General features: G+C 68.1%; 8 protein-coding genes. 2 read left to right on the top strand and 6 right to left on the bottom strand.

What is annotated here, in order from left to right; translation table 11 throughout:
• Window positions 1-175 precede the first annotated feature (175 nt).
• The 4 genes from ACTIL2_RS07090 to ACTIL2_RS07075 form a co-directional block, all read right to left on the bottom strand.
• Entirely contained in the window at window positions 176-2,473 is a 2,298-nt protein-coding gene (locus ACTIL2_RS07090) for a 3-hydroxyacyl-CoA dehydrogenase NAD-binding domain-containing protein (protein ID WP_442336751.1), read from the bottom strand.
• Between the two features lie 13 nt (window positions 2,474-2,486).
• Entirely contained in the window at window positions 2,487-3,713 is a 1,227-nt protein-coding gene (locus tag ACTIL2_RS07085) for an acetyl-CoA C-acetyltransferase (protein WP_442336750.1), read from the bottom strand.
• Between the two features lie 245 nt (window positions 3,714-3,958).
• Window positions 3,959-5,659 (bottom strand): aldehyde dehydrogenase family protein, encoded by a 1,701-nt coding sequence (locus tag ACTIL2_RS07080; RefSeq protein WP_442336749.1) that lies wholly within the window; start codon window positions 5,657-5,659, stop codon window positions 3,959-3,961.
• 87 nt (window positions 5,660-5,746) lie between these two features.
• On the bottom strand, window positions 5,747-6,532 hold the full coding sequence (locus ACTIL2_RS07075) for a methyltransferase domain-containing protein (protein WP_442336752.1): 786 nt from the start codon (window positions 6,530-6,532) through the stop codon (window positions 5,747-5,749).
• A gap of 155 nt (window positions 6,533-6,687) precedes the next feature.
• Here ACTIL2_RS07075 and ACTIL2_RS07070 point away from each other — a divergent pair, with 155 nt between their 5' ends.
• On the top strand, window positions 6,688-8,343 hold the full coding sequence (locus tag ACTIL2_RS07070; protein ID WP_442336748.1) for an alpha/beta hydrolase-fold protein: 1,656 nt from the start codon (window positions 6,688-6,690) through the stop codon (window positions 8,341-8,343).
• 988 nt (window positions 8,344-9,331) lie between these two features.
• Window positions 9,332-10,474, top strand: a complete 1,143-nt coding sequence (locus tag ACTIL2_RS07065) for a glycosyltransferase family 4 protein (RefSeq protein WP_442336747.1) — start codon at window positions 9,332-9,334, stop codon at window positions 10,472-10,474.
• A gap of 5 nt (window positions 10,475-10,479) precedes the next feature.
• Here ACTIL2_RS07065 and ACTIL2_RS07060 read toward each other — a convergent pair whose 3' ends face one another.
• Together ACTIL2_RS07060 and ACTIL2_RS07055 are read right to left on the bottom strand one after the other, a co-directional pair.
• Window positions 10,480-12,132: a hypothetical protein gene (locus ACTIL2_RS07060; protein ID WP_442336746.1), complete on the bottom strand. Its 1,653-nt coding sequence runs from the start codon at window positions 12,130-12,132 to the stop codon at window positions 10,480-10,482.
• A gap of 56 nt (window positions 12,133-12,188) precedes the next feature.
• Window positions 12,189-13,466, bottom strand: coding sequence for a DUF3068 domain-containing protein (locus ACTIL2_RS07055; protein WP_442336745.1), 1,278 nt, complete (start codon window positions 13,464-13,466; stop codon window positions 12,189-12,191).
• Window positions 13,467-13,561 lie beyond the last annotated feature (95 nt).

Genomic DNA, 13,561 nt, shown 5'->3' with positions numbered 1-13,561 from the left:
CGATTAAGCAGATCCGCTACCCGTGAGGGTGTTGCGACGACCGCTAGAATCCGCCGCGAAGATTCACCTTGACGGTGCAACGCCCTGACCTGCAGGTATCACATCGTGGGAATCGGCGGGGGTGTGAAAGTGTCTCGGTGCCCGGGGGAGACCGCCCGGGTGCGGCGGGTGCTGACTACCCCTTCAGCGACTCCACCGGGGTGAAGCGCTCACCGTAGACCGCAGTCAGCTCCTCGGCGCGGGCCACGAAACCGGCCTGGCCGGCGACCGGGTAGTCCTCACCGGCACCGTCCGGCAGCGCCGCGGCGGAAGGACGGGCGTAGTTGGTGATGAACTGGCGGGTGCCGCCGGTCCACGCCGGGTAGCCGATGCCCAGGATGGAACCGATGTTGGCGTCCGCGTCCGAGGTCAGCACGCCCTCGTCCACGCAGCGCTGGGTCTCCAGGGCCTCGATGAACAGCATCCGCTCGATGAGGTCGTTCAGAGACGGTCCGGCGAGCCCACCGGTGCCGGCGGAGTCCAGGTCGCCACCGGCCGTGGCAGCCTCACCGTCGGGAACAACCACCGGGGTGATGCCGAGCTTCTCGGCGACCTCACCGCGCAGGCCGGACCACAGTCCGGCACGGCGGCCGTTCTCGTCGTACTCGTAGAAGCCCTTGCCCTCGAGCTTGCCGGGGCGCTCCACCACGTCGAGCATCAGGTCGACCAGGGCATTCACCCCGCCGTCGTCGACGGACACACCGGCGGCCTCCGCGGCTGCGGCGTTCTCCGCGCCGATCTTGCGGGCGAGCTTCAGGTTCAGCTCGTCCTGCAGCTGCAGCTGCGGTGCGGGGTAACCGGCCTGGCGTCCCGCGGACTCGATTACGGCCGGGTCCACACCCTCGACCAGCATGCGCATCGCCTCGTTGAGCACGGTGCCGATGACCCGGGAGGTGTAGAAGCCGCGGGAATCGTTGACCACGATCGGGGTTTTGCGGATCTGGCGGGCGAAGTCCAGTGCCTTGGCCAGGGTCTCCGGGGCGGTCTTCTCGCCGGAGATGATCTCGATCAGCGGCATCTTGTCCACGGGGGAGAAGAAGTGCAGGCCGATGAAGTCGTTCTCGCGCTCGACGCCCTCGGCCAGGCCGGTGATCGGCAGGGTCGAGGTGTTGGAGCCCAGGACGGCGGTGCCGGGGACGGCGGCCTCGATCTCGGCGAAGACCTTGTGCTTGAGCTCGGTGTTCTCGAAGACGGCCTCGATGACCAGGTCAACGTCCGCCAGGTCGGCGTAGTCGGCGGAGGGGGTGATACGGGACAGCAGTGCCGCGGACTTCTCCTCGGTGGTCTTCCCGCGCTTCAGCGCCTTGGCCTCGAGTCCCTCGGAGTAGGCCTTGCCCTTGGCGGCGTTCTCCTCGGAGATGTCCTTCAGGACGACCTCGATGCCGGACTTCGCCGCCACGTAGGCGATGCCCGCGCCCATCATGCCGGCGCCGATGACACCGATCTTCTGGAACTCCGTTTCGGGGAACGGGGTGCCGTCCTCCTGCACCGGACGCGAACCGCCGCCGTTGCAGTGGTTCAGGTCGAAGAAGAAGGCCTGCATCATGTTCGTCGACGTCGGGCCGGTGACCAGGGAGACGAACCAGCGGGTCTCGATGGCGGTGGCGTCCTCGAAGCGCTTGAGCTGCGCGCCCTCGACCGCGGCGGCGAGGATCGCCTGCGGTGCGAGCATCGGCGCGCCCTTGATCTGCTTGGTGACGTTCGCGGGGAAGCTCGGGAGCATCGCGGCGAGTGCCGGGGTGGACGGCGAGCCGCCGGGGATCTTGTACCCCTTACGGTCCCACGGCTGGGACGGCTCCGGCTCCGAGGCGATCCAGGCCCTCGCGGCGTCCAGGAGCTGGTCGGCGGGGACGACCTCGTCGACCAGGCCGACCTCCCTGGCGGCCTCGGCGCTGAACTGCTTTCCGGTGGTCAGGACCTTGGTCAGGCCGTCGGACAGGCCCAGCAGCCGCGTCACGCGGGCCACGCCGCCGCCACCGGGCAGCAGTCCGAGGGTGACCTCGGGCAGGCCGACCTTCAGCCCCTTGGCGTCGGACGCGATGCGGTGGTGGGTGGCCAGGGCGACCTCGAGGCCACCGCCGAGGGCGGTGCCGTTCAGCGCGGTGACGACCGGGACCCCGAGCGTCTCGATGGTGCGCATCGCGGCCTTCATACCGTTGATCTGCTCACCCAGGGCCTCCGCGTCGGCGGGGGTTGCCCTGATCATCTGCTTGATGTCGCCGCCGGCGAAGAAGGTCTTCTTGGCGGAGGTGACGATGACGCCCTTGACGTCCCCGGCTTCCACGCCCTCGGAGAGCTTCCCGGCGGTCTCCTTGACGGAGGCGCGGAAGGCGTCGTTCATGGTGTTGACCGGGGCGCCCGGGTCGTCGATGGTGAGGGTGACCACGCCGTTGCCGTCGGCCTCCCAGGCGATGATGTTGTCAGTCTGAGTCATGGTGGGTCTCCTTCTAGACGCGCTCGATGATGGTGGCGACGCCCATACCGGCGGCGACACAGAGGGTGATCAGGGCGTAGCGGCCACCTGTGCGGTGCAGCTCGTCGATGGCGGTGCCGGTGATCATGGCACCGGTGGCGCCCAGCGGGTGGCCCATGGCGATCGCGCCGCCGTTGATGTTGAGCTTCTCGTCCGGGATGTCCAGTTCACGCTGCGCGCGCAGGACGACCGACGAGAACGCCTCGTTGATCTCCCAGACGTCGATGTCCTCGGGGGTGAGACCGGCCTGGTCCAGTGCGGCGCGGGCGGCGGGGGCGGGGGCGGTGAGCATGATCGTCGGCTCGACACCGGTCGTCGCGGCGGCGACGACACGGGCGCGCGGGGTCAGCCCGTTCTTCTCGCCGGCGCCCTCGGAGCCGATGAGGAGCAGGGAGGCACCGTCGACGATGCCGGAGGAGTTCCCGCCGTGGTGCAGGTGGTTGATCTGCTCCAGCTGCGGGTATTTGGTGAGTGCGACGGCGTCGAAACCTCCCTGGTCACCGACGGCGGCGAAGGCCGGGCGCAGGCCGGAGAGCTTCTCCACGGTGGTGCCGGGACGGATCGTCTCATCGCGGTCCAGGACGGTCACACCGTTACGGTCCTTGACGGCGACGACGGAGTTGGCGAAGCGGTCCTCGTCCCAGGCCTTCGTGGCGCGCTCGTGGGAACGGGCGGCGTAGGCGTCTAGGTCCTCGCGGGTCACGCCGTCGAGTGAGGCGATGAGGTCGGCGGAGATGCCCTGCGGGACGAAATCGTTGGCGAAGGACGTCTCGGGGTCCAGGGCCAGCGCTCCGCCGTCCGACCCCATCGGGACGCGTGACATGGACTCGACGCCGCCGGCCAGGACGAGGTCGTCCCAGCCGGAGCGGATCTTCATCGCGCCGATGTTCAGCGCGGTCAGTCCCGAGGCGCAGTAGCGGTTGAGCTGCACGCCGGTGGCGGAGTAGGGGAGGCCGGCGTTGAGGGCGGCGGTGCGGGCGATGTCCATGCCCTGGTCGCCGAGCGGGGTGACGACACCGGTGATGATGTCGCCGACGGCGGCCGGGTCCAGCCCGGGGTTGCGCTCCAGGGTCTCGGTGATCAGGCCGGTGAGCAGGTCGACGGGTTTGACGGTGTGGAGGCTGCCGCCGGGCTTGCCCTTGCCGCGGGGGGTTCGTACGGCCTCGTAGATGAAGGCCTCGGGGATGCTGGTGTCAGTCACGGGTGTTCCTCACTTGTCTCGCTTGGTCGTGCGACGACATCGGTACGTAACATGTGTCGCCGATCACTATATCTGTAGCCACATCCCCGGGTGTCAATTGCGGGTTTGTCGCGGGCCCACCGGGCTAAATGGTGCGCGATCGGGGGTGGCCTCGCGCGCGTGTGCGCGCAACCGCCCTCCCATCGAATGTACGCGTCGGCTGAGTGACGCCAGTCACGGCCGTCCCCCGCCCCCGGTCCCCGTGCCTAACCCCTCAGTGCCGCGAGGAAGATGCCGGGCAGTTTCAGCCACCCGGGGGCGCCGGCGAACGCGGACAGGCGCCGTCCGATGACCGCCGACATGCGGTTCGTCACGAACCAGGGCGGTTTCGGGCTGAGGGCGAACTCCCCGTTGGCCAGTGACCGCGGCACGGGGCGGAATGCGCCGCGGACCACGGTCCGTTCGGTGTGGTCCAGCAGGAGGGCGTTGTGGACGATGCCGAGGCCGCTCTGGGCGTCCTGCAGGGTGTGGCCGGGGAACGCGCCCCAGGTCGCGCGCGGGGTCAGGTAGCCGACGCCGGTCCAGGCGTTGATCGCGATCGTGCCGTAGCGCAGCTCGGTGATGGCCCGCTCGAAGCCCTCGCCCAGTTCCTTGGCGGTGTCGGGGTGGACCACGATGTTCGCGCCGAGGGTGCCGCCCAGCTCCTCGTTGGAGAACCTGACGGCATTGTCCACGAACTCCTGGCCCGTCCCGGGCAGGTAGTTGATGGCGAAGACCGGGGCGAAGTACTCCTCGGCCAGGGTGGCGTCCCCGGGCGAGGCGAGCCCGTCGAGCAGGACACGTGCCCCGTTCTCCCCCATGCGCTCGGCACCGGGATGGCGTTCGACCGCCAGCTCGCACCGGGCGTCGCTGCCGGGGTAGTACGGGGAACGTGGTTCGGCCGCGGCGTAGGCCCGCCGGACCGCGGCGATGAACTCGTCCTTCTGGTCCCAGTCGTCGCTGACCACCAGGACCTGGGCGGCGATGCAGTTGTAGCCGTTGTTGTGGAGACGCTGCGTGACCACGTTCTCCGCCTGGAATTCCAGGTCCTTCTCCGACCAGCGGCCCGGGACGACGATGCAGGGGGACACGCCACCGAGCTCGCTGGAGATCGGCTTGTCCAGGAGGACCTCACCGCGCTCCCTGCGCTGGCGTCCCTCCTCGCCGGGCCCGAAGACGATGTTGTCGTGTGAGTGGACGCTGCCGGTGATGTGGACGTGGTCGATTCCCTCGTGGGAGACGACATCCGCACCGATGTCGGCACCACCGGTGATGATCCGGATCAGGCCCCGCTCGATGAAGACCGCGAAGATCTTCTCGAGCACGGGGAGCAGCGGATCGGTGATCGGGTTGAGCTTGAGCAGCACGACGCGGTTGAAGGCGAAGAGTTCGTACAGGGTGTCCAGCGGTGGGATGGAGAAGATGTTCCCCGCGCCGAGGACCACACCGATGCCGTTGGTCTCATGCGGGGTGAGCTGCCCGAGTCCGGCGGACCGGCGCATCTCGTTGGCGGTGGTTCCCGGGGTGGACCACACCTCCGCGGTGAAGCCGTTGAGTAGCAGCGTGTAGTAGAAGTCCGCCGGCAGGACCTTCACGGCCACGCGGTTGCCGGGAGCGTCCTCAACGCGGTAGCCGTTCAGGGGGCTGTTGCCCTCGGCGAGGGACCCCATGGTCTTCCCCAGGGCCTCGACGGCGGCGGCCAGCGCGTACGGGCCGCTCATCCATTCCTCACCCACCAGCGGCGAGTCGGCGGGGAGCTGCTTGATCTCCGCCGCTGCGTCGATCCACTCCTGGGAGTGCTCCTGCAGGGCATCCCCCAGGTCGGCCAGCAGCGACTGGCGGTCCTCGAGGCTGAGGGAGGCCCAGGTGCGTTCGCCCTCCCGGAGTTCGGAGACGGTGTCGTCGAGACCGGCCTGTGTCGTGGTCATGTCTGCTCCTAAAGGCATTGAGGACGTGGTCCAACTGTAACGGTCATCACAGTTCGATTTCAAAGGTTTCGTACACCGGCCCGGGCCTCACCGTTTGCGCAGGACCAGTACCAGGTTCGACACCGCAAGTTCGCGGAGGCCCGGGATGTCCACCATCCACCACGCCCACCACGGGTGGTAGCGGGGGAAGGCGGCGAGGAGGTCGGCGTCCGCCCGGTGCGCGTACTGCAGCCCATCGGCGCAGGAGACGTCGAAGAGGCTCTCACCCCACCGGTTCTTCGGCGGGTGGCCGTGCTCCCTTTCGTAACGACGGGCCGCGAATTCCCCACCCACGTAGTGCTGCCACAGCCCGGTCTCGTGCCCGCCGAACGGTCCCAGCCAGCAGGTGTAGGAGTAGATCACCAGCCCGCCGGGCTTGGTGACCCGCAGCATCTCGTCCGCCATGCGCCACGGGTCGCTGACGTGCTCGGCGACGTTGGAGGAGTAGGTGATGTCGACGACCCCGTCGGCGAACGGCAGGTCCATGCCCGATCCACGGACCGAGGACTGCAGTCTGATACCCGCGGCCGCCATCTCGCCGACGTCCGGCTCGCAGGTCACGTAGTCGTCCTCGGCGACGCCGGCGGCGGCGAAGGCACGTCCGAAATAGCCGGGACCGCCGCCGACGTCGAGGATGCGGCGTCCCGCCAGGTCCCCGCCGGACGCCCCCTCCCACAGGTCGGCGATGAGGTCCACGGTGTCTTCGGCGAGGTGCCCGTAGAACCGGTCGGGGTCGGTCTGCTCGAAGCGGAAATCGCCGAGCAGTCCGAGGGAGCGCCGCAGGGTGGCGCGTTGGCGCAGCGGATGCAGCGTGGGGGACGTGGCGGGATTCATCATCGTGGGGTTGATGATACGAGATCCCCGACGAACCCGGCGACGACCCGGTTCTGCAGTTCCTCTGCAGCCCCGTCGCGGACAGGCGAGGATAGGACGCGATGCTTATGCTCCGATAACAGCTCGCTGCTGCTGACACCCCTGAGGACCTCCCCATGCGCCGTACACACCGTTTCCCCCGGTCAATTCTCGCCCTTCCCCTCGCTGTCGCGATCACGGTGCCGGTCATCGTGCCCGTCACTGTGGCGCCCGCCGGGGCGCAGGACCTGCCCGGTTCCGGGACTGGCTCCACCATCGACCGCATCTACCCCAACCCGGACCACCGCACACAACAGGCGCCCCGGGAGATCACCGAACAGGACCTGCCGGGACTGCCCGACGGAGTCTCCGTGGACCGCGTGGAATGGATGGCCGACCGCCTGGTCAACGTCTACATCAACTCCGCGGCGATGCCGGGGGAGCCGGTGAAGGTGCAGATCCTCCTGGCCCGCGACTGGTACCGCGAGCCGGAGAAGACCTTCCCCTCGGTGTGGGCCATGGACGGGTTGCGCACGGGAATGGAGGAGAACGGCTGGTTGACACTGACGGATGCCCAGGCGTTCTACGCGGACAAGAACGTCAACGTGGTCATGCCCGTCGGCGGCCCGTCCTCGTTCTACACGGACTGGGTCAACGATCCGGAGGACGGTGTGCCCTACCAGTGGGAGACCTTCCTGACCCGGGAGGTCGCAGCGGTGCTGGAGCAGGGGTGGCGGACGAATGACCGGCGGGCGATCGTCGGCCTGTCGATGGGCGCGACGGGGGCGGCGAACATCGCGCAGCGCAACCCCGAACTCTTCGACTTCCTGGGCAGCTTCTCCGGCTACCTGGACACCTCCTCCCCGGGGATGCCGCAGGCGATCAACTTCTCCGTCGGTGAGGGCGCGCCGGGGTACTCGGCGACGGACATGTGGGGGCCGTACTACTCGCAGGGCTGGCGCGACCACGACCCGAAGCTGCACGTGGAGAACCTGCGTGACATGTCGGTCTACGTGTCCTCCGGCAACGGCAACGCCGGCTCGCATGACACGGTCGGTTCGCTGCCGGGCTTCCCGGATGACCCGGCGGCGTGGGGGTTGGAGGCCCTGGCCCGGATGACCTCGCAGACCTTCGTGAACGCCGCGGAGTCCAAGGGTGTGGACGTGATCACGAAATGGCGTCCCAACGGCACGCACCGCTGGGAGTACTGGGACTACGAGATGCGTTCGGCGTGGCCGTACATGGCGGAGGCGCTCGGGCTGGAGGAGTCGGACGAGGCGGTCGAATGCGAGGCGTCCGGCGCGTTCGCGGATGCGGTGGAGGGCTACCAGGAGGATATCGACTATGACCTGGGCGACTGCATCAGTGAGGAGTACGACGGTCCGGACGGCGGCACCATCCAGGAGTTCCAGCGCGGGACGCTGTACCTCGCCGGCGGTGCGTCCGGGGCCGTGGGTGCGTGGGGACGCACCGGTGGTCACTACACCCAGCTCGGCGGCCCGGAGTCCTGGCTGGGGTACCCGGTGACCCCGGACTCGTCGGCGAAGGACGACGGACGCTGGGCCCGCTTCGAGAACGGCTACGTGTACCAGGTGCCGGGTGGTATCGCTGAGCCGGCCGACGGCTATGTCACGGTGCGGAACGACATCGCCGAGGAGTGGGGGACGACGGACTGGGAGTACGGCCCGCTGGGTTACCCCGTCTCCGAGGAGGAGGACGGGAAGCAGGCCTTCGAGGGTGGCACGGTCAGCAGGGACGCCGAGGGCAATGTGACGGTCGAGCTGGACGAGTGATCGGGCGTCAGGCGCCGCGGGAGATCCCTGGTACCGCGAAAAGCCGGGCAAGATCTGTCACCTCAGGACACTCCAACCGGCAGATCTTGCCCGAGTTCTCGCAGTGGGTTGTGGCAACTGGCAAGCACTGCTCACGTCCCTTCCCCGAACCACCGCAGCCTGGTAAGTTCAGACATCACATCACCACGGCCTAAGGGGGCACCGATGTCCATCACTCAGGAAGACCGAGCAGCCGCCGAAGCACGCATCCGTGAACGGCTCCGCGCCGATGGCTGGCCGGACCCGCAGACCGAAGAGGAGCTGTGCTACGCGGCACTGGCACACCGTGTGGTTACACAATCTCCTCCGGCACCTGGGCTGACTGAAGAAGCAGCCATGCGGATAGCCATTGAGGAGACCAAGCTCTCCCGCGCGGAGCGGGATTCTTCACGGTCCGCCTGAGCTCAACATCAACGGGGGTCAAGGGGGACCATCATCAGATTCATTATCGACGTCAATGTCATCATCTCAGCACTCATGTTCAAGGGCAGCGTGCCTGATGCCGTCCTTCAACGTTCACATGAGCATCTACTGTTCAACGACGGGCTAATCAATGAGCTGTACGACGTCGGGTTACGCCCGAAGTTCCGGAAGTACTTCCCCGAATCCGAACTCATGAAGAAGCAGACCGCATCATAGGAACTGGGACAATAGCCCCGAACCGCCCGCGCCATCTCATACCCCGCGTCTGCCGTGATCCTAAGGACGACTACCTCTTCGCACTCTATGAGGACGGGAACGCAGACCTACTGGTCAGTGGAGACAAGGGTGTCCTGACAGTTGAGGTAAATGGCGTGACCGTCGTATCGCCAGGGGAGGCGCTGAGAATCCTCACCACAGACTGAGCCCGAGGGGCGTTCGCCGTGACTTCCACAGCGTGTTGACGGATGACGATTCCCGACCAAACGTGCAATCCGATGCGGTCCCACGCGGTAAACTGGAGGCCGTCATGAAGGTTCTTCTGCTGTGCTGGCGCGACTCCGGCCATCCCGAAGGCGGCGGCAGCGAGGTCTACCTCGAACGCATCGCCGGGCACCTGGCACGCCAGGGGCACCAGGTCACTTTCCGGACTGCGCGCTACCCGGCGTCCGCCCCACACGAGCAGCGGGGCGGCGTGTCCTACGTCCGTGGCGGTGGGAACCTCACCGTGTACCCGCGCGCCTGGTGGCACATGCTGCGCACCCGGATCTTCCCCTCACTGGCGGGGGAACGTCCGGACGTCATCGTGGACACGCAGAACGGTGTGCCGTTCTTCGCGCGGGTCTTCGGCGGTGCATTAGGCGGGGCACCCACCGTCCTGCTCACACACCACTGCCACCGTGAACAATGGCCGGTCGCCGGCCCCGTCCTGTCCCGGATCGGCTGGTTCATTGAATCCCGGCTCTCGCCGTGGCTGCACCGGAACACCCCGTACGTGACCGTGTCCGAGCCCAGTGCCGGGGAACTCGTGGACCTCGGGGTGGCCCGCGACCGCATCCGCGTGATCCGCAACGGGGTGGACGTGCCTGATGACCTGGAGGACGCGACGGTGAACCCTCCCTCCGGACGCTTCCACCTGGCCACACTGTCGCGTCTGGTGCCCCACAAGCAGATCGAGCACGCGCTGGACGCCCTGGCTGCCGTCCTGCCGAACCACCCGGAAACCTACCTGGACGTCATCGGTGACGGCTGGTGGGCCGACAAGCTGCGCCAGCATGCCGATGACCTGGGGGTTTCCGGTCACGTCATCTTCCACGGGCATGTCTCCGAACAGGTCAAGCACCTGCTGCTGGCGCGGGCGGACCTGCACATCCTGCCCAGCCGCAAGGAGGGCTGGGGTCTGGCGGTCATCGAGGCCGGACTGCACGGGGTGCCAACACTCGGCTACCACACGTCCGCTGGCCTGCGCGACAGCGTGATCGACGGGTCCACCGGGGTGCTCGTGGGCTCCGAGGGCGGGCTGATCAATGCCCTCGAGCAGCTGCTGGACGACTCCGACCGGCTCGCTGAACTGGGGCGGAACGCCCGGCGCCGGGCAGGGACGTTCTCCTGGGGACGCACCGGCGCGGCGTGGGAGGAACTGCTCACCGACCTCGTCCGGCCGCGCAGGTGAGCATCTTACCGCACCCCATAGAGTCGCCAGGAGTCGTCGGCACCGTCCTGCCACAGCGGATCGTGGGACTCCAGGGCCTCCGGAACATCCTCGATGCCGTCACTGTCCGAGGGTTGGGTGACCACCAGGTCGATCCCGTTCCCGGCGAGCGGGTCTTCGCCGGCGGCCAGCGCGTTGAGCAGCCGCACCGTATCCGGGTCGCCGTCCACCAGGTGCCCGTCGACGATCAGGTAGCCGGGGTCCACCGGCGCGCCCGGCAGCATCTTCAGCAGCGGGTCGAGAACAGGACGGTCCTCCACCATCCGGTAGTTCCCCGGCGGCCACAGCAGGATGCGCGGCTCACGCCCGTGCTCCCCGGCCCACTTCCCCACCTGCTCCGGGACCCGGTCGTAGCTGTCGTCCAGGGCGACCGGGGCCAGGTCGGACACATCGCGGGGTAGGGCGGGAACGGACACCCACACCAGGGCCAGTGCGCCCATCACACCGACCGTCCCGAGCCGGGCGCGGCGTCCGGCGCTTGACCTGCCGGACACCGCCCCGGGGAGCTGCGCCAGCAGCACCACCAGTCCGGGCAACGCCAGGACCACGAACTTCTGGGTGTCGCGGATCAGACCAGCACCGGGGAGGTTCTCCACCAGCCAGCCGGTGACCGACAGCCCCGCACCGGTGGCCATGAGTGCGGGAACAACAACGGCGCAGGCGGCGAGCCATACCAGGGGAGTGCCGCGCAGTTGGCGACGCATCAGCAGGACAACCGCTACCCCCACCGCCATCAGGGCCAGCACAACCCCCGCAAGTGTGCTGACCGGTGCGAATGCGTCCCGCGAGCCGGGGACAGCGTCCGCGTTCCAGATCCCGCCGAGGCCGGCCAGCGCTCCGAGGGTGCCCACCCACGGTTCGGCGCGTGCGGCGAAGAGTCCGGCGCCCGCGGCGTCCGACAGGGTGGCGGACGCACCGGCGTTGACCAGGGTCGGAACCACCCACGGCAGGCTCAGGACCATTCCCCCGACCGTCACCGCCAGGGCCCGGGGGCCCGGCCGGGAAGACATGCAGGACGCCACCAGTGCCGTCACCACCGCCAGGATCAGGCCGGTCGGGGTCAGCGCGCAGACCAGGAGCAACGGAATGAGGAACAGGAGGCGGCGTCCGGCGAACGTGCCTGCCACCAGGGCAACCGCGGGGAGCAGGAATCCCGCCAGCACCACCGACCAGTGCCCCTGCAGCAGCCGCTCGGCGGTGAAGGGGTTCCACAGTGTGACCGCCGCGGCGAGCGCCGGGACCAGGAACCGTCCGGTGGCGCCCACCGTACGGGCCAGCGCCCCGGCGCCGAGCCCCCCCACGTATCCGCCGGCCAGCATCAGCACGCTGACGACCACCGGTGGGGGGATCACCGGGGACAGCCAGGCCAGGATGGTGTCCTGCGGCATGGCGCGGGGGAGACCGTCCGCCCCGGTCGCCGGGTCGTTGAGCGCCATGGTGTGTGGGACGGCCATGTCGCGCAGCACCAGGGACACGGCACCGTCGCCCGGGGTCAGGGAGGTGACCAGGGTGACCACGAACGGCCACAGCACCGCACCGGTGAGGACCAGGCACCACAGGTGGAACAGGGGGCGGGGCCACCGTGCCGCCCCTGCCGTCTCGTTCACCTGTCTGGTCATCACCTCATCATAACGAAAGCCCTGACCTGCGACGATGAGTGCTCATCGCCGTGGGGTCACTCCCGGTGCCTACCCTGCGAGCGCATCAGGATGACGCCGATGACCAGCAGGATCACGCCGATGATCCCGGCACCCCACGGCACGATGGTCCCCATCGTGGTGATCAGCCCGAGCGCATCCTTCGCGCGGGTCATCTGGTTCTCGTGGGTCTCGTCGTTGAACTCACCCGGGTAGTAGATGGCTGTCCGCGTCGGGTCCTCCAGCTCCGCCTCGCGGTTCTCCGGCTCGGCGATCTCCGCGGCCTCCGCGTCGTCGCGGGCGTAGTACATCCACACCTCTTCGGCACCGTGGACGATCACGCCGGTGTCCGGCTGGACGCGCAGCACACGGTTGACCGTGTAGTAGCGGCTCATCTCCACATCGGGGCCCAGATCCGCGTCGGAGGCGTCGCCATCTTCTCCCTCGTCGTCGTTTCCGGCGCCCTCCTCGTCATCCTCGTTGGTGGCGTCGTCACCGTCCTCCGGGTCCCAGCCGTCGACCTCGTCGGGGGTCAGGCCCCACTTCGCTGCGGGGAAGGACAGCTTCAGGGAATTGAGGGAGTTCTGGTCGGCGGCGCTGATCTCACCGTCACCCTCCAGCATGGACTTGACGTTCGGGTACATCTCCGACGGGCCCACCTCCTGCTCGAAGCGGTAGACGGTCTCGCCGTCCATCTCCTCCTCCTCGACGAAGTCGATGTCGTTGGTCTCCATCAGACGGTGGTCGTAGAAGGGGTAGGCCTTCTTCTCCGCGTCGAAGGGGAACTGGAACTGCAGTCCGTCACGGGTGAACGCCGGGACGTCCTCGTTGACGTTGTCCCCGTCGGCGCCGGGTGCGGTGATGTTCAGCGTGGAGGTCGGCTCATCGACCGGGAAGGCAGTCTCGCGGTCCAGGGTCACGCGGTCGATCTCGGCGTTGACCAGGTTGTCCGGCTCCGGGACGTCCGCCTGGTAGACGGTGCCGCCGGCTTCCAGGGTGACCACGTCATCGTCCGCCGGCTCCTGCGCCATGACCTGGCGCTGCGACTGGAGGTTGGTCTCCGGCAGGATGAAGCAGCTGACGACCTTGTCGTCGCCGCGGCACTCCGGCTCATTCTCCTTGCCCTCCACCGGCGCATCATCGGCGAGCGCCCCGGCATCGAGCAGCGTGCCGGGCTCGACCTTGGTGACGGTCGCGGATTCGATCTCCTTCGGGATCACCTTGCCCTTCGGGAGGACGTAGAGGGGCACGGCGAGCGCGATGACGAGCAGCGCGGCGCCGAGGATGATGGCGACGTGGGAGAAGACCTTCTTCATAGTGGGCCTGGTTCCTGTCCGGGGTATGTCGTGCGGTCCGTCTGATGAGAGTACAGCTATTCCCGGCTACTTTAACGTGTGAAACTAAGACTCTG

Origin of the sequence: Corynebacterium sp. (genome assembly GCF_052107835.1) — a bacterium.
In the GTDB taxonomy this organism is placed as follows: domain Bacteria; phylum Actinomycetota; class Actinomycetes; order Mycobacteriales; family Mycobacteriaceae; genus Corynebacterium.
Note: the sequence above shows the minus strand (reverse complement) of the source record. Positions and strands in the feature narration are given on the sequence as shown.